We start from the raw sequence: 18535 nt of genomic DNA, 5'->3' as shown, positions 1-18535 counted from the left end.
CGAGCGTGCCGTTTCCGCCGCCGAGCGGGCTCATCCGACGGCGCCGACGCCGACGCCTGCCGGCTCGCTGCCGAGCGCGCTCGCAAACAGCACGCTCGGCGACGCCAAGGGCACGCTCGGCGTCTGGAAGGGCACGCTCGGCGGATGGTCAGGGAGGCGGACGTAGTGTCGCGAACTCGTCGGTGATGCGTAAACGGTTGTCGGCGAAGCGATACAGGGCAGGCGGCCGTCCACCGTTCGGTCCCGTTCGGCCGACTGTCCCGGTTGCGGTGATCACGCCGCGGCGGGACAAAATGCGCAGTAGGTTCGTCGAATCCACCGGGTAACCCAGTGCAGCGCAATAAATGTCGGACAACGCTGACATCGAGAATTCCGGCGGCGCGAGCGCGAACGCGATGTTCGTATAGGACAGCTTCGCGGCTAGCCGTGATCGCGCCCTTTCGATGATCGTGCTGTGGTCGAAGCTGATCTGGGGCAGCAGTGATACCGGATGCCAGCGTGTGTCCGGGGGCAGGTTCGGTCGCGAATCCGAGGGCACCATGCCGAGGTACGAGGATGCGATGACCCGCGGACCGGGGATCCGGTCGGGCGCAGAGAACACGGTCAGCTGTTCGAGGTGGGCGACCTCGCGGACATCGACCTTGTCCGCGAGCTGACGAAGCGCAGACGACCTGAGGTCTTCGTCGGCATCGAGGTGACCACCTGGCAGCGACCACGAACCGGCCTGAGGGTCGTATGCACGTTGCCACAGCAGTACCGACAACTGGGGGGCTTGGCCGACGTGGTGCTCGCGAACCTGGAACACGGCGCAGAGGACCTCGTGAAGGACACTCTGAGCGGGCATGGCTGCGAGTGTAGTGGCTCGTTCGCCTCGTGCCTGACCAGCCGACTTCTTCCCGGACGTTGACGGGTGATCGGCCCCACACCGTGCAGTGCTACGATCGGGGACAGGTTTTCGATCTACAGTCGAAAACCCAGCCCCCACGCCAAGGCCGGCCACCGACTGACCGGCGCCACGAACAGGAGGTGGTTGTCATGACCACCACGTCACTCACGCTCGGGTCGACCGAACCCGCCTACACCGGGGTCGAGCCGACTCCCGAATGGTTTGCCGAGATCAAGAGCCTCGCCAAGAAGCGCAACGCCACCCTGCTGGCCCACAACTATCAGTTGCCCGCCATTCAGGACGTTGCCGATCACGTGGGCGATTCCCTCGCCCTGTCGCGTATCGCGGCGGAGGCCGAGACAGACGAGATCATTTTCTGCGGCGTTCACTTCATGGCGGAGACCGCCAAGATCCTGAGCCCCGACAAGCGGGTCCTGATCCCGGACGAGCGGGCAGGTTGCTCACTCGCCGACTCGATCACCGCCGATGACCTGCGTGCGTGGAAAGCGGACCATCCCGACGCGGTGGTCGTCTCGTACGTCAACACCACTGCGGAGGTGAAGGGCCTGACCGACATCTGCTGCACCTCGTCGAACGCAGTCGACGTCGTGAACTCGATCGATCCCGACAAAGAGGTGCTGTTCCTGCCGGACCAGTTCCTCGGCGCGCACGTCAAGCGGGTCACGGGTCGGCAGAACATGCAGATCTGGGCGGGTGAATGCCACGTTCACGCCGGGATCAACGGCGACGAGCTGACCGCCAAGTCGCAGTCGCACCCCGACGCCGAGCTGTATGTCCACCCCGAATGTGGTTGCGCCACCTCAGCTCTCTACCTCGCCGGCGAGGGTTTCGTTCCTGCCGACAAGGTGAAGATCCTCTCGACCGGTGGCATGCTCGACGCCGCGCGGGAAACAGGTGCGACGCAGGTTCTCGTCGCGACCGAGGTCGGGATGCTGCATCAATTGCGCAAGGCTGCGCCGGACGTCGATTTCCAGGCCGTCAACGATCGCGCCTCGTGCCCCTACATGAAGATGATCACCCCGGCTGCGCTGCTCCGCTGCCTACGTGAGGGCAAGGACGAGGTGCACGTGGCACCCGATGTTGCCGCGCGGGCAAAGCTGAGTGTCCAGCGGATGATCGAGATCGGCACCCCCGGGACAGGGGAGTGACGGGCAACCCGGCCGGCACCGCGGAGGTCGCGACCCTGATTGCGACCGCTCTCGACGAGGACCTGCGTTACGGACCTGACGTCACCACGGCCGCAACGGTTCCCGCCGGTGCGGTGGCGACCGCAGTGCTGTCGAGTCGTCAGCACGGTGTGCTGGCAGGTCTCGATGTCGCGCTCGAGGTCTTCGACGCCGTCGTCGGCGCCGGTGAGTACGAGGTGCTCGACCGGCTCGAGGACGGCGCCGAACTCGAACCCGGCACGGCGGTGGCGACTGTGCGCGGCCCGGTTGCGGGTCTGCTCGTTGCAGAGCGCACGGCACTGAACCTGCTGTGCCACCTGTCCGGTATCGCGAGCGCCACGGCCCTCTGGGTCGCGGAGGTCTCCGATACCAAGGCGCAGATCAGGGACTCACGAAAAACGTTGCCCGGCATGCGAGCACTGCAAAAGTACGCCGTGCGGTGCGGCGGCGGTCACAACCATCGGATGGGTCTCGGCGACGCCGCGTTGATCAAGGACAACCACGTCGCCGCGGCAGGATCTGTCACCGCAGCGCTGCAGGCGGTCCGCGCCGCAGCGCCCGACATCGCGTGTGAGGTCGAGGTCGACAGTCTCGAGCAACTGGACGAAGCTCTGGCGTTGAGCGCTGAACTCGTTCTGCTGGACAACTTTCCGCTCTGGCAGACGCAAATGGCGGTGCAACGCCGAAATGCGAAGTCTCCGACGACGGAACTGGAGAGTTCGGGAGGGCTCACCATCGATGTCGCGCAGGATTACGCCAAGACCGGCGTCGAGTATCTGGCAGTGGGAGGTCTCACGCACTCGGTGATGGCCCACGACATCGGCTTCGATTGGGTCGGCGACTGACATCAGGGCAATCGGTGCCGGCTTTGCAGGACCGCACCCGACCCTGCAACTGGGGCACGTGGACGGAAAGGCGGCACGTATTCCGGGTTGTGGCACATCTCGCAATCATTAGCCATGCTCACATGCGTATGTAGGCTTGGTTCGGCGGTTCCGCCCATCCCACCCGATTTTCGGAGGTAAGAACACGTGCCGACCATCAATGCCTACGCCGCGCCGTCCGCGAGCGAAGCCCTGGTTCCCACCACCATCGAGACCCGCGACGTGGGCCCGACCGACGTGCGTATCGCGATCGCCTACGCCGGCATCTGTCACAGCGACATCCACACCGCACGTGACGAGTGGGGTGGTACCCGTTACCCCGTCGTGCCCGGTCATGAGATCGCGGGCACGGTCTCCGAGATCGGTTCCGAGGTCACCAAGTACCAGGTCGGGGACCGGGTAGGGGTGGGCTGTTTTGTCGACTCCTGCCGCGAATGTGAACCCTGCCTTCTCGGCCAGGAGCAATACTGCGAGAAGGGGAATGTCGGTACCTACAACGCAATCGGCGCCGACGGAAAACCAACCACCGGTGGCTACGCCCAGGAAGTGGTGGTCGACGCCAACTACGTCCTACGGATCCCTGACTCGCTGGCCCTCGATGTGGCGGCCCCGCTGTTGTGCGCCGGCATCACCACCTACTCGCCCTTGCGCCATAGGGGCGCGGGCCCGGGCAAACGAGTAGCCGTCATCGGGCTCGGAGGTCTGGGACACGTGGGAGTCAAGATCGCCCACGCGATGGGTGCGGAGGTCAGCGTGATCTCACAGTCACTGAAGAAGATGGAAGACGGACTCCGTCTCGGTGCGAGCAACTACTACGCCACCGACGATCCCGACACCTTCAAAACACTTCGCGGCAAGTTCGACCTCATACTCAACACCGTCTCGGCGAACTTCGACATCAACAAATATATGTCGATGCTTGCCATCAACGGGATGCTCGTCGAACTCGGTCTGCCCGAGAAACCCATCTCGGTACGTGCTTTCTCACTTGTCGCGAACCGCCGATCCCTCGCCGGTTCGATGATCGGCGGGATCGCCGAGACCCAGGAGATGCTCGACTTCTGCGCCGAACACAACATCGGTGCGGAGATCGAGGTCATCTCGGCCGATCAGATCAACGAGGCCTACGAGCGCGTCGTCGCCTCCGACGTCCGCTACCGCTTCGTGATCGACAACTCCACCTTGTAATCCCGATAGTGGGTCCTTATGGCGAACAAAACCCCTGGTCAGGGTCGCTAAAAGGGCACATTATCGGTCTTGACGGTCGGGAACCAGCGCGCCGAGCAAAAAGTTCACGATCGAGATGATAATCGAACCCCAGATCGCGGTCCAGAAGCCATCGACGCTGAGTCCGAAGTCCGTGGTCTCGGTGACCCACGCCGTCAGCAACAGCATCAGCGCGTTGATGACCAGGGTGAACAGTCCGAGGGTCAGTATCAGCAGCGGTAGCGAGAGCAGCTGGACGATCGGTTTGATCGCGGTGTTCACGATGGTGAAGACCAGGGCGATGAACAGCACCACCAGGATCTGAGCAGCGGTGTCGCGACCGTCGGTGGCGATCGAGATGCCACCGACGAGCGCGGCGGCGATCCAGATGGCGACGGCATTGATGAGTAGTCGGGCAGCGAAGACCATGCCGAGAATCGTAGTGCTGTGGACCACCGGTGAAAACGGCTGGCCGGACCGCATATCCTTGAGGTCAGTCCATGGCGAACTGTGGATCGTTCACCAATTGTCAGGAGTCAGTGTCCATGCTTGCCCGCACCGACCTTCGCGGCGGCAATGCCACCACCGCCCAGCTCCGCCGGGCGCTGCCGCGCGGCGCCACCGATGTCGACACCGTCCTGGACCAGGTCAGGCCGGTCATCGACGCGATTCGCGAGCGCGGTGCCGCCGCAGCCCTGGAGTACGGACAGAAGTTCGACGGCGTCGCACCTGACACTGTTCGGGTACCGGCGGACCACATAGAGCGGGCTCTCGCCGATGTCGCCCCCGATGTCCGTGCCGCGCTGACCGAGTCGATCGATCGGGCCCGGCGGGTGCATGCCGCCCAGCGCCGCACCGATGTCACCACCGAGGTCAGTCCGGGTGGCACCGTCACCGAGCGGTGGATCCCCGTCAGTCGGGTCGGTCTCTACGTGCCCGGTGGCAACGCGGTGTATCCCTCGAGCGTGATCATGAATGTGGTGCCCGCGCAGGAGGCGGGCGTCGACACCCTCGTCGTGTCGTCGCCGCCGCAGGCCCAGTTCGGCGGCCTGCCCCACCCCACGATCCTGGCGGCGTGTGCACTTCTGGGGGTGACCGAGGTCTGGGCGGTCGGAGGGGCGCAGGCCGTGGCTTTGCTGACCTACGGCGGTACCGACACCGACGGCACCGACCTCGAGCCGGTCGACCTGATCACCGGGCCCGGGAACATCTACGTCACCGCAGCAAAACGGTTGTGCCGCAGCGTGGTCGGTATCGATTCGGAGGCAGGTCCGACCGAGATCGCGATTCTGGCCGACGACTCCGCCAACCCGGTCAATGTCGCCGCCGACATGATCAGCCAGGCCGAACACGATGTGATGGCCGCGTCGGTCCTCGTCACCGACAGCGCGGCGCTCGCGGACGCAGTCGACGCGGAGATCGAGATCCAGGTGCAGCGGACAAAACACAGCGAGCGCGTGCGCGAGGCGCTCGGCGGTACGCAGTCCGGAATCATCTTGGTGGACAACGTCGACCAGGGTTTGCGGGTGGTGAACGCGTACGCCGCTGAGCACTTGGAGATCCAGACGAGAAACGCACCTGCAGTCGCCGCGCGGGTACACAGTGCGGGCGCTGTTTTCGTGGGCGACTACTCACCGGTCAGCCTCGGTGACTACTGCGCCGGTTCCAATCACGTTCTTCCCACCTCGGGTTCGGCGCGGCACAGTTCGGGCCTGTCGGTTCAGACGTTTCTCAAGGGCGTCCACATCATCGACTACGACGAGGCCGCTCTCAAAGAGGTCTCGGGTCACGTGCTGACCCTGGCCAAGGCCGAGGACCTGCCGGCTCACGGTGAAGCGGTGCGGGTGCGCTTCGGCGGAGGCGGCGCCGAGTGACGCCGGCCACGAGTCGGATCTCCCTGGACGATCTTCCGCTGCGCGATTCCCTGAAGGGTCAATCACCCTACGGTGCACCGCAGCTCGACGTCCCGTTCCGGCTGAACACGAACGAGAACCCGCACCCGCCATCACAGGCGTTGATCGACGATGTCGCAGTGTCGGTGCGCGAGGCCGCAGCCCAGTTGCACCGGTATCCGGACCGTGACGCCGTGGCACTGCGGACGGATCTGGCGAGGTATCTCACTGCCCGGACCGGCGTCGAATTGGGGGTCGAAAACCTTTGGGCTGCAAATGGTTCCAATGAGATCCTGCAGCAGCTACTGCAGGCGTTCGGCGGGCCGGGCCGCAGTGCGCTCGGGTTCGTCCCTTCCTACTCCATGCACCCGATCATCTCGACCGGTACCGATACCGCCTGGATCGACGGAAGACGCAGCGCCGACTTCTCGTTCGATCTCGCGGGTGCACTGTCGGCCATCGAGGAGCTGGGTCCCGACGTGGTGTTTCTCACCTCGCCGAACAACCCGACCGGCGGGTCGATCGCGCTCGACGACATGAGGGCGGTCGCGGCTGCCGCGCCGGGAATCGTCATCATCGACGAGGCGTACGGCGAGTTCTCTGCGGCGCCGAGTGCGGTCGAACTGATCGACGAGTTCCCCGCGACTGTCGTGGTGAGCCGCACCATGAGCAAGGCGTTTGCGTTCGCCGGCGGCCGCCTCGGGTATCTGGCCGCGGACCCGGCGGTCATCGATGCCCTGCTCTTGGTGCGCTTGCCGTATCACCTGTCGGTGGTCACGCAGGCCGCTGCCAGGGCCGCATTGCGCCACGCCGACGACACCCTCGCAGGCGTCGCCGCCATCGTCGCCGAACGGGAGCGGGTCGTCGCCGCGCTGAGCGGATACGGCTACGACGTCATCCCGTCCGACGCGAACTTCATCTTGTTCGGTCGGTTCGTCGACGCCACGGCGAGCTGGCAGCACTACCTCGACGGCGGGGTGCTGATCCGTGACATGCATATCGATGGACATCTGCGTGCGACGATCGGGTTGCCCGCCGAAAACGATGCCCTCCTCGCGCGGAGCGCCGAACTCGCACGTACCGACCTGCTAGGAGAACTATGAGCACCTCGCCACGGGTGGCCCGGATCGAACGGACCACGCGCGAATCGGCGATCACCGTCGAGATCAACCTCGACGGCACCGGCATCACCGACATCTCCACCGGCGTAGCGTTTTATGACCACATGCTGACCGCGTTCGGTGCGCACGGCAGCTTCGACCTCACCGTGGCGGCCAAGGGCGACGTCGAGATCGAGGCCCACCACACCGTCGAGGACACCGCCATCGTGCTCGGCCAGGCGATCCGGCAGGCCCTCGGCGACAAGAAAGGTATCCGGCGCTTCGGTGACGCCTGGATCCCGATGGACGAGACCTTGGCCCAGGCGATCGTGGACGTCTCCGGGCGGCCCTACTGCGTGTTCAGCGGCGAGCCCGAGCACCTGCTGACCACCACCATCGGCGGCAACCCCGGAGTGCCGTACCACACCGTCATCAACAAACACGTCTTCGAGAGTCTTGCGATGAACGCGCAGATCGCACTGCATGTGCGCACCCTGTACGGCCGAGATCCACACCACATCACCGAAGCGCAGTTCAAGGCTGTGGCGAGGGCGCTGCGCGCGGCAGTCGAACCCGACGCCAGAGTCACCGGCGTGCCGTCGACCAAGGGCACGTTGTGAGCACGGGCGACCGCACGGTCGCGATCCTCGACTACGGGTCCGGCAACCTTCGCTCGGCGCAGCGGGCGCTGGAACGAACCGGCGCCCAGGTGACGGTCACCTCGGAACCAAAGGTCGCGCTCGAGGCCGACGGGCTCGTGGTTCCCGGCGTCGGCGCCTATGCCACGTGCATGGCCGGCCTGCTCGAGGTCAAGGGCGACCGGATCATCGACGAGCGACTCGCCGGTGGCAGGCCGGTACTCGGAATCTGCGTGGGCATGCAGATCCTGTTCGAGCGGGGCGTCGAGTTCGGGGTCGAGGCGGATGGCTGCGGTCAGTGGCCGGGGACGGTCACCGCACTGCCCGCCCCCGTGCTGCCGCACATGGGCTGGAACACCGTCGAGAGCGAACCGGATTCGGTCCTGTTCGAGGGGATGGGCGAGGATGAGCGGTTCTACTTCGTCCACTCGTACGCCGCGCAGAGTTGGGAACTGGCCGCGGACGGACCTCTGAAGCCGGCGAAACTGACCTGGTCAGAACACGGCGGCCGATTCCTCGCGGCCGTCGAGAACGGACCACTGTCCGCGACCCAGTTCCATCCCGAGAAATCCGGCGACGCCGGCGCGCGGCTCTTGAGCAATTGGGTCCGGTCGCTCGAATGAGCGCGATCGAGCCCACCTCGCCCAACATCCGATGACACAGCAGCGGCGTTTCTCGTTCGCCCGGCTCGCGTTGTTCTCACTCGGAGCCGGCGCGCTGGTTCTCGCCATCTCGGTACCCGTGGTGATCGGGTTGGCGCAGCTCTCGCCTGTCGCGGCTCTGATCGTGGCGGTGCTGGCGCTGATTCTCGCCGTGGCCGCGATGGGTATCGTTGCCAACCGGATGGTCGACCGCGCGGCCGATGCAATGCGCGCGGAATCCGACCCGAAATCTACAACCGAGGGAGATTGACACCCCATGAACGCCCGACTTGAACTGCTTCCGGCGGTCGATGTGGCCGACGGCCAGGCGGTACGCCTGGTGCAGGGCGCGGCCGGCAGTGAAACCTCCTACGGTTCACCGCGTGACGCCGCGCTGACCTGGCAGCGCGACGGTGCTGAGTGGGTGCACCTGGTGGATCTCGACGCCGCGTTCGGGCGGGGTAGCAACCGCGACCTGCTCGCCGGCGTCATCGATGAGCTCGACGTGAAGGTGGAGTTGTCCGGCGGTATCCGCGACGACGAGTCACTCAAGGCCGCACTGGCCACCGGTTGCGCGCGGGTGAACCTGGGCACCGCCGCCCTGGAGAACCCGGAGTGGTGCTCGCGGTCGATCGGCGAATACGGCGATCGCATCGCAGTGGGCCTCGACGTCCAGTTGGTCGACGGCTCCTACCGCCTGCGCGGGCGCGGCTGGGTGTCCGACGGCGGCGAGCTGTGGGACGTCCTCGAGCGACTCGAGCGGGACGGCTGCAGCCGTTACGTGGTCACCGACGTCACCAAAGACGGCACCCTGACCGGGCCCAACCTCGAGTTGCTGCGTGAGGTGACCGCCAAAACCGATGCGCCGGTGGTGGCTTCGGGTGGGGTCTCGACTCTCGATGACCTCGTCGCCATTGCCGGGCTCGTCGACGAGGGCGTGGAAGGCGCGATCGTCGGCAAGGCGCTTTACGCGGGTCGGTTCACGCTCGTCGAGGCGCTTGCGGCGGTCGCGACGTGAGCCCAGTTTCCTCATGAATTCGGTTGTGGAAGGCGGGCTTCCGGTCGGATTCGACCCTGAGAAGCTGCTGGCGATCGCGGCGCAGGTACTCGACGGTGTCACCGACAAGTTCCTGGCAGGGCTGGGCGCCCCGAGTGCGGTGACCAAGGGCCCGGGCGACTTCGCGACCGAACTCGACCTCGAGCTCGAACGGCTGGTGAGCGGCGAACTGTCGCAGCGCACCGGAATCGCGGTGCACGGTGAAGAGTACGGCGGCCCGGACCTGAGCACGGGCACCGCCTGGGTGGTCGATCCGATCGACGGCACCTACAACTACTCGGCCGGCCTGCCTCTCGCCGGCATGTTGGTGGCACTGGTTCACGACGGTCAACCGGTTCTCGGACTGACGTGGCTACCCATGTCGGGGCTGAACTATCAGGGGTTCGTGGGTGGTGGTCTGGTCTGCAATGGCGAACCCGTCGCACCGATGCCCGACATCTCCCTCAGCGAGGCGATGATCGCCTTCGGGGCCTTCAACCTCGCCAGTCGCGGGCGGTACCCGGGTGCGTTCCGGGTGACGCTGCTCGGGGAACTGAGCCGGCGCACCGCGCGTCTACGGCTGTTCGGGAGCACGGGCTACGACCTCGCGCTGACCGCCGGTGGGTTGCTCGGTGGTTCGGTCACCTTCGGCCATCACGCCTGGGACAACGCCGGTGGTGCCGCGCTCGTGCTGGCCGCCGGTGGACGCATCAGCGACATCGAGGGACGGCCGTGGTCGGTCACGTCGCCTTCGATACTGGCCGCCGGCCCCGCAGCGCACGAAGAACTACTGGACCTGATCGGCCAACTCGGCGATCCCGGCGCATTCGAGCCACCTGAGGAGAAGTACCGATGACCGTCGCTGTGCGGGTGATCCCGTGTCTGGACGTCGACGACGGCCGTGTGGTCAAAGGCGTCAACTTCCAGAACCTGCGCGATGCGGGCGACCCCGTGGAACTCGCCGCGGCGTACGACGCGGCGGGCGCCGATGAACTGACGTTTCTCGACGTCACCGCCTCGAGCGGCAATCGTGGCACCATGCTCGACGTCGTCCGTCGCACCGCGGATCAGGTCTTCATCCCGTTGACCGTCGGCGGCGGCGTGCGAACGGTCGCCGACGTCGACATCCTGCTGCGCGCGGGTGCCGACAAGGTGGGCGTCAACACCGCCGCCATCGCCAACCCCGATGTCCTCGGTGAGATGAGCAGGCATTTCGGCTCGCAGTGCATCGTGCTCTCCGTGGACGCCCGCACCGTCCCCGAGGGTGACAAGCCCACGCCGTCGGGCTGGGAGGTCACCACCCACGGCGGCCGCAAGGGCACCGGTATCGACGCGGTCGAGTGGGCCCGGCGTGGCCAGGACCTCGGTGTCGGCGAGATCTTGTTGAACTCCATGGACGCCGACGGGACCAAGAACGGTTTCGACCTGACGATGATCACCGCGGTGCGCGCAGCCGTCGGCGTACCCGTGATCGCCAGCGGTGGCGCCGGTGCGGTGGAACACTTCCCACCCGCTGTGCGTTGCGGAGCAGACGCGGTGCTGGCCGCCTCGGTCTTCCATTTCGGTGAGCTCACCATCGGCCAGGTCAAGGACGCCATGCGCGCCGATCAGATCCCGGTGCGCTGAACGCCGCACTGCGCCAGATCTTTACGTACGAGGAGTGGACGACATGTCGCTGGATGCCCGGATAGCAGGACAGCTCAAACGCAACGCCGACGGGCTGGTCTGCGCCGTGGTGCAGGAAGCGGGCACCGGTCAGGTTCTCATGGTCGCCTGGATGGACGACGACGCACTCGCCCGCACCCTGGACACCGGTGAGGCCACCTACTTCTCGCGCTCGCGCGGCAAGCAGTGGGTCAAGGGGGAGACCAGTGGTCACACGCAGAAGGTCACCGAGGTCCGTCTGGACTGCGACGGTGACACCGTGCTCCTGACCGTCGAACAGACCGGTGCCGCCTGCCACACCGGTGACCACACCTGCTTCGACGCGAATGTCCTGTTCACCACGATTTCCTGACCACCGACTTTCCAGCGACAACAGTGAGGGACACCCATCGATGCCATTGATCCAGATCTCGCAGACCCCCGGGCTCAGTGACCGTGTGAAGCGCGAGACCATCGCTGCCGTGACCGAGGCATATGCGCGCGCCACCGGCAAGAACCCCGATTCGGTGTGGGTCACGATCACCGAGGTCCCGCGCTCGCATTGGGGTGTGGGTGGGGAGCCGCTCGGGCAGTAGCGGCGGGCTGGGACACTAGGTGACGATGCCGAACAAGACCACCGCCTCGACTGCAGGCGGCTTCCCAGACACCACCACGTTGGCACAGTTCCTCGAACTGGCCGCCGATCACCGGGTGGTACCGGTGACCCGCAAGGTGCTCGCCGACTCGGAGACGCCCCTGGGTGCCTACCGCAAGCTCGCCGGCGACCGGCCCGGGACGTTCCTGCTCGAATCCGCGGAGAACGGTCGGTCATGGTCGCGCTGGTCCTTCATCGGAGCTGGTTCGCCCGCCGCGTTGACCTCGGTGGACGGCGAAGCGCAGTGGTGGGGCACCCAGCCCGCGGGCGCCCCGTCGGGCGGAAACCCGCTGGCGGCCCTGGCCGAGTCCTTGAAGATACTCGCGACCGATCGCTTTCCCGGCCTACCGCCACTGACCGGCGGGTTCGTGGGCTTCCTCGCCTACGACGCGGTGCGGCGTCTCGAACGCCTCCCCGACACCACGGAGAACGATCTGAAGTTGCCCGAGATGCTGATGCTCCTGGCAACCGACATCGCGGCGGTCGATCACCACGAGGGCACCATCACGCTGATCGCCAACGCGGTCAACTGGGACGGGACCGACGACCGCGCGGAACACGCCTACGCCGACGCGGTGGCCCGGCTCGACACGATGACCGCAGCCCTCGCCGCGCCTGCGCCGTCGACCGTCTCGACGTACCGCAGTGCCGTCCCCGAGTTCGAGGCCCAACGCACCCGCGAGGAGTACGGGACGATAGTGACGAGTCTGGTGTCGGAGATCGAGGCGGGCGAGGCGTTCCAGGTGGTGCCCTCGATGCGCTTCGAGATGAAGACCGACGCCGACCCGATCGACGTGTATCGGGTGTTGCGCACGACCAACCCCAGCCCTTACATGTACCTGCTCCGGGTTCCCGGTAACGACGGACCCGACTTCACCATCGTGGGTTCGAGTCCGGAAGCCCTTGTGACCGTGAAGGATTCGGTGGCCACCACCCATCCCATCGCGGGGACCCGCTGGCGGGGCGCCGACGAATCCGAGGACGTCCTGCTCGAGAAGGACCTGCTCGCGGACGAGAAGGAGAACTCGGAGCATCTGATGCTCGTGGATCTCGGGCGCAACGATCTCGGCAGGGTCTGCGAACCGGGCACGGTCGAGGTCCGCGACTATCGGCACATCGAGCGCTACAGCCACGTGATGCATCTGGTGTCGACGGTGACCGGCCATCTCCGGTCCGGCAAGACCGCGCTCGATGCGGTCAACGCCTGCTTCCCGGCGGGCACGCTGACCGGCGCCCCCAAGGTACGGGCCATGGAGTTGATCGACGAACACGAGAAGACCAGGCGCGGGCTGTACGGCGGCATCGTGGGTTATCTCGACTTCGCGGGGGACGCCGACACCGCGATCGCGATCCGCACCGCCGTACTCAAGGAGGGTCGCGCCTATGTGCAGGCCGGCGGGGGAGTCGTGGCGGACAGCGAACCCGACTACGAATACAACGAGGCCAGCAACAAGGCCAGCGCCGTCCTGCGGGCCATCGCGGCGGCAGGAACCATGACCCGGGTGAGTGGGTCCGGCGATGAGTGAGCCCACAGACCCGACGCCTGCCGGACCGGACCCGACGCCTGTTCCCGCCTCGACCTCGGCAGCGGCGTCCGCCCGGGCCGGCCGGGGCAGACGACTCGGGATCATCGCGTTGTTGCTCGGGCTCGCCGCCGTGGCCTTCTGGAGCGCGTCACGAATGACCTGGGCCGAGCTCATCGGAGCCGACGGTTTGGCCCCGCCCCGTACGTTCACGGTGAAGGGATCGGACTGGACGCCGCTGTTGACACCGCTCGCGCTGGTGCTCCTCGCGGGGATCGCGGCAGCGGCGTCACTGCGTGGGTGGGCGTTGCGGCTGACAGCGATAGTCGTTGCCGCCGTCGCCGTACTCGGCCTGCTCCCCGCCCTGACCCTGCTGACCGGAGACGATCACACCTCGTACGCCGCGGACGTCATCGATCTGCCCAACCGCTACCAGGCTGTTCAGGTCGACACCTCGGTACTGCCCGGGTTGATCGTCTGTCTCGGCACCGCCTGCGCGGTTCTGGGCGCTGTTGTCATGCTCCAGATCGCATCTCGTGATGCGCCGATGTCGTCGAAGTACAAGTCGCCTGCGGCTCGGCGGGCCGAACTCGAGGAGCAGGTCTTCGCCCAGCGGGCGGCCGAGAAGAAGGCAGCGACCACCGCGAGCGCAGACCCCGAGGACGAATCCGGGCCGGCAGCCGAGTCGGTGCCGTCCGCCGAGACGGACTCCGGGAACAACGAACGCTTGCTGTGGGATGCACTCGATACCGGCGACGATCCGACCATCGGGCCGGCAGACCGGTGAAAAGTGACGGGATTCACGTGGACTGGTGGTACCCCGAATCCGGTCGCGGCGGGGCCGCAGCTACCCTTTGTGTACTGAAAACACGAGCAGCCGTGTGCATGACCAAGCAGGGCGCAACCTCGTCAGTCGCGTCAGAAAGGGGTTGATCATGAGCACGCAAACCGTCCTCGACTCAATACTCGCCGGAGTCAAGGCCGATGTGGCTGCCCGCGAATCAGTGATCGACTTCACCGCGATCAAGGCAGCTTCCGCAGCAGCACCAGACCCCATCGACGCTGCAGCGGCTCTGCGCGAGCCGGGCATCGGGGTCATCGCAGAGGTGAAGCGGGCGAGCCCCTCCAAAGGCGACCTGGCCGACATCGTCGACCCGGCTGCCCTGGCATCGGCTTATGAGGCCGGTGGCGCCCGGATCATCAGCGTCCTGACCGAGGAACGCCGGTTCCGCGGTTCGCTCGCAGATCTGGACGCGGTACGTGCCGCGGTACAGATCCCGGTCCTCCGCAAAGACTTCATCGTCGGTCCGTACCAGATCCATGAGGCGCGCGCCCGCGGTGCAGATGTCATCCTGCTGATCGTGGCGGCACTCGAGCAGAACGTGCTCTCCGCCCTGCTCGATCGCACGGAGTCGCTCGGTATGACGGCGCTGGTCGAGGTGCACACCGAGGAAGAGGCGGACCGCGCCTTGCAAGCGGGTGCGTCGGTAGTGGGTGTCAATGCCCGCAACCTCAAAACTCTCGAGGTCGATCGAGACAGTTTCTCCCGGATCGCCCCCGGACTGCCTTCACAGGTGATCCGGATCGCTGAGTCCGGGGTCCGCGGCACCGCCGACCTGCTGGCCTACGCCGGAGCCGGTGCCGATGCGGTGCTGGTCGGAGAAGGTCTGGTCACCTCTGGTGATCCTCGTGCCGCAGTCTCCGAACTGGTCACCGCCGGAACACATCCGTCCTGCCCGAAACCAGTCCGATAGGCCCTGAGTCTCCCTTATGACGTCGTCGTCTCCCGCACCCCTTTCCGATCTACCTTCCGCCAGCGCCGGCCTTGTCAGCCGCACCTCGCTGGAACCCGACCGCGGTGGTCACTTCGGTGTCTACGGCGGACGGCATGTACCCGAGGCCCTGATGGCCGTGATCGAAGAGGTCACCGCCGCGTACGAGAAGGTCCGCTCCGATGATGAGTTCCTTGGCGAACTCGATCGGCTCCAGCGCGACTACACAGGCAGGCCCTCACCGTTGTACGAGGCCACCAGACTGTCCGAGCTGGCCGGCGGGGCACGCATCTTCCTCAAGCGAGAAGATCTGAACCACACCGGATCCCACAAGATCAACAACGTGCTCGGGCAGGCGTTGCTCGCGAAGAAGATGGGCAAGAATCGGGTCATCGCGGAGACCGGTGCCGGTCAGCACGGGGTGGCCACCGCCACGGCGTGCGCGATGCTCGGCCAAGAATGCATCGTCTACATGGGCCGGGTCGACACCGAACGGCAGGCTCTCAATGTCGCCCGGATGAGGCTGCTGGGCGCGTCGGTCGTATCCGTCGAAACCGGTTCGGCGACTCTGAAAGATGCCATCAACGAGGCGATGCGCGACTGGGTCACCAACGCGCACGACACGTACTACTGTTTCGGCACCGCGGCCGGACCCCATCCGTTCCCGATGATGGTGCGTGACCTGCAACGAGTGGTCGGGCTCGAGGCCCGTCAGCAGATCCAGCAGGCCGCGGGTCGATTGCCTGATGCGGTCGTCGCGTGTGTCGGCGGCGGCTCCAACGCGATCGGCATCTTCCATCCGTTCCTCGACGACACCGATGTTCGGCTGATCGGCTACGAGGCGGCCGGAGACGGCGTCGAAACCGGTCGACATGCGGCAACCTTCACCGGCGGAACCCCGGGTGCCTTCCAAGGCGCCTACTCATATCTGCTGCAGGACGGCGACGGGCAGACCACCGAATCGCATTCGATCTCTGCCGGCCTGGACTACCCGGGCGTGGGACCCGAGCACGCGTACCTCAAGGACATCGGCAGGGCCGAATACCGGCCGATCACCGACACCGAGGCAATGGACGCGCTGGCACTGCTCAGTCGCAAGGAAGGCATCATCCCGGCCATCGAATCGGCGCACGCCGTAGCCGGTGCCCTCAAATTGGGTCCAGAGCTCGGTGCCGACTCGATCATCGTGGTCAACCTGTCCGGGCGTGGCGACAAGGACGTCGACACCGCCGCCAAGTGGTTCGGACTCTTCGAAGTGGATGGTCATGCCTGAATCCCCGTCGGCCGATTCTCGGCTGGGACCGCTGTTCGCTCAATGCCGTGAGGAAAAACGTAGCGCCCTCATCGGTTACCTACCGGTCGGCTATCCCGACCTGCCGGGATCGCTCGACGCGATGCGCACGATGGTCGAGGCCGGCTGCGACATCATCGAGGTCGGTGTCCCGTACTCCGATCCGGTGATGGACGGACCCACCATCCAGGAAGCGGCCGAACAGGCACTGCGCCAGGGTATCCGTGTCAAGGACGTCTTCAAGGCCGTCGAGGCGATCTCCGACGCCGGTGGCAGCGCGGTGGTGATGACCTACTGGAACCCGGTGATGGCGTACGGCATCGATGCGTTCGCGCGCGACCTCGCCGGGGCTGGCGGACTGGGTTTGATCACTCCCAACCTGATCCCCGAAGAGGCCGATCAGTGGATCGCCGCGTCGCACGAGCACGACCTCGACCGGATCTTCCTCGTCGCCCCGTCGTCGACGGAGGAACGGCTCGCGATGACTCTCGAGGCGAGCAGTGGGTTCGTCTACGCGGCCTCCACCATGGGTGTCACCGGTGCCCGCGACAGTGTGTCGACCATGGCCCCCGAACTCTGTGCCCGGGTCCGGTTGCACTCCGAGATCCCGATCGGTGTGGGTCTCGGCGTGCGAAACAAGAAGCAGGCCGCGGAGATCGCCGGCTACGCCGATGGCGTGATCGTCGGATCTGCACTGGTCAGCGCCGTGACCGAGAGTCCTGAGGCGCTCCGCGCGCTCACCGCCGAGTTGGCAGAGGGCGTCCGGGCCGGCCACACCGAAGGCGCCGGGGTTCATTCGTGAGCACCGAGGTGCTGGCCTACATCCCCAGCCCGTCGCAGGGTGTGTGGAACGTCGGCCCGTTTCCGCTACGGGCCTACGCGCTGTGCATCATCGTCGGCATTATCGTCGCCATCTTCTGGGGCAACCGACGCTGGGTGGCCCGCGGTGGACGCGACGGTGAAGTTCTCGATGTCGCGATCTGGGCGGTGCCCTTCGGTCTGATCGGCGGTCGGATCTACCACGTCTTGACCGATTGGAACACCTACTTCGGTGATGGACCGAAGAGTCCGATCGATGCCCTGAAGATCTGGGACGGCGGACTCGGCATCTGGGGTGCGGTGGCCTTCGGTGCACTCGGTGCCTGGATCGGTGCCCGCCGGGCAGGGATCAAACTACCTCCGTTCGGTGACGCCATCGCGCCCGGAATCCTGCTGGCGCAGGCGATCGGCCGACTCGGGAACTACTTCAATCAGGAGTTGTACGGCGATCGCACCGATCTGCCGTGGGGCCTCGAGATCTACGAGCGTTCCGACTCGTCGGGCTTCACCAGCCCCGGCTTGATCGACGGCAAATCAACAGGTGTGGTCTACGCGGTCGTCCAGCCGACCTTCCTGTATGAGCTGTTGTGGAATGTGCTGGTGGTGTTGGCGCTCGTCTTCATCGATCGTCGGTTCCGGATCGGGCACGGGCGGTTGTTCGCCCTCTACGTGGCCGGATACTGCCTCGGGCGGTTCGTCATCGAGACGCTGCGCACCGACACCGCGACCCTGCTCTGGGGCATCCGTATCAACCTGTTCACCGCAGCCATCGTGTTCGCCTGTGCGGCCATCTACGTGGTGATCGCCCCCAAGGGCCGCGAGACCCCGGCCGAGATCTATCACCCGGGCAGCGGGCCGGAACCCGAGCTCAGCGAGGATCCGGTGGTCGGTTTCGTCGAGGACGACGCACCCGTCTCGAGCAAGACCAAGCCCGCGGGGACCGCAACCAAGACTGCTGACAGCAAGACCAGGCCCGCCGAGACCACTACCACGACGGCTGAGGCCAAGACCGAGACCATGACCAAGGCGCCTGAGGCGGCGACCGAGGTCGCCGTGACACCCACCGCCGAGGCACAGGCAGCGGAGCCGGAGCCTGGCGAGACCACCTCGGCAGCGACTGAACCGGCCGACGTCGAAACGGCAACCGAAGCGACTCCGGTCGCACCGGTGCCCACGCCGGAGGACACCGAGGAACCCGAGACCGGGGCCCCGGCCGACTCGAAACTGGACACCGCGGCCAAGCCGTATCGGAAGGCCAAGCCGGACACCACAACCGGTGGAGACGACCAGACTGTTTAGGGTCTGCTCACCCGTTCTTTGCCTGATATCATGGGAAGTTGCACCACCGCGAGTGCCGCAGG

General features: G+C 66.1%; 20 protein-coding genes and 1 pseudogene. 19 read left to right on the top strand and 2 right to left on the bottom strand.

Annotation, left to right across the window (positions count from 1 at the left end; all coding sequences use genetic code 11):
- Positions 1 to 148 precede the first annotated feature (148 nt).
- Positions 149 to 844: an NUDIX hydrolase gene (locus tag J3S28_RS25210; RefSeq protein WP_207843697.1), complete on the bottom strand. Its 696-nt coding sequence runs from the start codon at positions 842 to 844 to the stop codon at positions 149 to 151.
- Positions 845 to 1035: 191 nt separating this feature from the next.
- On the opposite strand from J3S28_RS25210, the gene nadA reads away from it, so the two are divergent.
- From nadA to J3S28_RS25195, 3 genes are all read left to right on the top strand, one after another.
- The gene (gene nadA, locus J3S28_RS25205; protein WP_207843696.1) at positions 1036 to 2055 is read left to right on the top strand and encodes a quinolinate synthase NadA; all 1020 of its coding nucleotides are present in this window, start codon (positions 1036 to 1038) and stop codon (positions 2053 to 2055) included.
- The gene (gene nadC / locus J3S28_RS25200) at positions 2052 to 2918 is read left to right on the top strand and encodes a carboxylating nicotinate-nucleotide diphosphorylase (RefSeq protein ID WP_207843695.1); all 867 of its coding nucleotides are present in this window, start codon (positions 2052 to 2054) and stop codon (positions 2916 to 2918) included. Before nadA ends, nadC begins: the two co-directional genes overlap by 4 nt.
- A gap of 186 nt (positions 2919 to 3104) precedes the next feature.
- Positions 3105 to 4145 (top strand): NAD(P)-dependent alcohol dehydrogenase, encoded by a 1041-nt coding sequence (locus J3S28_RS25195; RefSeq protein WP_207843694.1) that lies wholly within the window; start codon positions 3105 to 3107, stop codon positions 4143 to 4145.
- A gap of 60 nt (positions 4146 to 4205) precedes the next feature.
- Here the strand turns inward: J3S28_RS25195 and J3S28_RS25190 are convergent, their stop codons facing one another.
- Positions 4206 to 4592 carry a phage holin family protein gene (locus J3S28_RS25190; RefSeq protein WP_207843693.1) on the bottom strand — a complete coding sequence of 129 codons (387 nt, stop codon included), beginning with the start codon at positions 4590 to 4592 and terminating at the stop codon, positions 4206 to 4208.
- A gap of 116 nt (positions 4593 to 4708) precedes the next feature.
- Between J3S28_RS25190 and hisD the strand changes: the two genes are divergently transcribed.
- From hisD to lgt, 16 genes and pseudogenes are all read left to right on the top strand, one after another.
- On the top strand, positions 4709 to 6037 hold the full coding sequence (hisD, locus tag J3S28_RS25185) for a histidinol dehydrogenase (protein ID WP_207843692.1): 1329 nt from the start codon (positions 4709 to 4711) through the stop codon (positions 6035 to 6037).
- Positions 6034 to 7158 (top strand): histidinol-phosphate transaminase, encoded by a 1125-nt coding sequence (locus J3S28_RS25180; RefSeq protein ID WP_207843691.1) that lies wholly within the window; start codon positions 6034 to 6036, stop codon positions 7156 to 7158. The genes hisD and J3S28_RS25180 overlap by 4 nt, the downstream gene beginning before the upstream one ends.
- Positions 7155 to 7775 carry an imidazoleglycerol-phosphate dehydratase HisB gene (gene hisB, locus J3S28_RS25175; RefSeq protein WP_207843690.1) on the top strand — a complete coding sequence of 207 codons (621 nt, stop codon included), beginning with the start codon at positions 7155 to 7157 and terminating at the stop codon, positions 7773 to 7775. The genes J3S28_RS25180 and hisB overlap by 4 nt, the downstream gene beginning before the upstream one ends.
- Entirely contained in the window at positions 7772 to 8416 is a 645-nt protein-coding gene (hisH, locus tag J3S28_RS25170; RefSeq protein ID WP_207843689.1) for an imidazole glycerol phosphate synthase subunit HisH, read from the top strand. The genes hisB and hisH overlap by 4 nt, the downstream gene beginning before the upstream one ends.
- Before the next feature lie 31 nt (positions 8417 to 8447).
- Positions 8448 to 8705, top strand: a complete 258-nt coding sequence (locus J3S28_RS25165; RefSeq protein ID WP_084892961.1) for a hypothetical protein — start codon at positions 8448 to 8450, stop codon at positions 8703 to 8705.
- 6 nt (positions 8706 to 8711) lie between these two features.
- A complete protein-coding gene (gene priA / locus J3S28_RS25160; RefSeq protein WP_207843688.1) occupies positions 8712 to 9452 on the top strand; it encodes a bifunctional 1-(5-phosphoribosyl)-5-((5-phosphoribosylamino)methylideneamino)imidazole-4-carboxamide isomerase/phosphoribosylanthranilate isomerase PriA in 741 nt (246 codons plus the stop codon).
- A 13-nt stretch (positions 9453 to 9465) separates the two neighbouring features.
- A complete protein-coding gene (locus J3S28_RS25155) occupies positions 9466 to 10326 on the top strand; it encodes an inositol monophosphatase family protein (RefSeq protein WP_207843687.1) in 861 nt (286 codons plus the stop codon).
- A complete protein-coding gene (gene hisF / locus J3S28_RS25150; protein ID WP_207843686.1) occupies positions 10323 to 11096 on the top strand; it encodes an imidazole glycerol phosphate synthase subunit HisF in 774 nt (257 codons plus the stop codon). The genes J3S28_RS25155 and hisF overlap by 4 nt, the downstream gene beginning before the upstream one ends.
- Before the next feature lie 43 nt (positions 11097 to 11139).
- Positions 11140 to 11487, top strand: a complete 348-nt coding sequence (hisI, locus tag J3S28_RS25145) for a phosphoribosyl-AMP cyclohydrolase (RefSeq protein WP_207843685.1) — start codon at positions 11140 to 11142, stop codon at positions 11485 to 11487.
- A gap of 40 nt (positions 11488 to 11527) precedes the next feature.
- Positions 11528 to 11710, top strand: coding sequence for a tautomerase family protein (locus J3S28_RS25140; RefSeq protein ID WP_028462844.1), 183 nt, complete (start codon positions 11528 to 11530; stop codon positions 11708 to 11710).
- A gap of 25 nt (positions 11711 to 11735) precedes the next feature.
- Complete coding sequence (locus tag J3S28_RS25135; RefSeq protein WP_207843684.1) at positions 11736 to 13295, top strand: anthranilate synthase component I; 1560 nt, start codon at positions 11736 to 11738, stop codon at positions 13293 to 13295.
- On the top strand, positions 13288 to 14079 hold the full coding sequence (locus tag J3S28_RS25130; protein WP_207843683.1) for a Trp biosynthesis-associated membrane protein: 792 nt from the start codon (positions 13288 to 13290) through the stop codon (positions 14077 to 14079). The genes J3S28_RS25135 and J3S28_RS25130 overlap by 8 nt, the downstream gene beginning before the upstream one ends.
- A 148-nt stretch (positions 14080 to 14227) precedes the next feature.
- The gene (gene trpC / locus J3S28_RS25125) at positions 14228 to 15046 is read left to right on the top strand and encodes an indole-3-glycerol phosphate synthase TrpC (RefSeq protein ID WP_207843682.1); all 819 of its coding nucleotides are present in this window, start codon (positions 14228 to 14230) and stop codon (positions 15044 to 15046) included.
- 16 nt (positions 15047 to 15062) lie between these two features.
- A complete protein-coding gene (trpB, locus tag J3S28_RS25120) occupies positions 15063 to 16337 on the top strand; it encodes a tryptophan synthase subunit beta (RefSeq protein ID WP_207843681.1) in 1275 nt (424 codons plus the stop codon).
- Positions 16330 to 17157, top strand: a complete 828-nt coding sequence (trpA, locus tag J3S28_RS25115) for a tryptophan synthase subunit alpha (RefSeq protein WP_207843680.1) — start codon at positions 16330 to 16332, stop codon at positions 17155 to 17157. Before trpB ends, trpA begins: the two co-directional genes overlap by 8 nt.
- Positions 17154 to 18440: pseudogene (gene lgt / locus J3S28_RS25110) on the top strand (prolipoprotein diacylglyceryl transferase); the annotation flags it as partial. The gene trpA and the pseudogene lgt, both read left to right, overlap by 4 nt.
- Positions 18441 to 18535: the final 95 nt, after the last annotated feature.

This window comes from Williamsia soli (assembly GCF_017377795.1).
In the GTDB taxonomy this organism is placed as follows: domain Bacteria; phylum Actinomycetota; class Actinomycetes; order Mycobacteriales; family Mycobacteriaceae; genus Williamsia; species Williamsia soli.
Note: the sequence above shows the minus strand (reverse complement) of the source record. Positions and strands in the feature narration are given on the sequence as shown.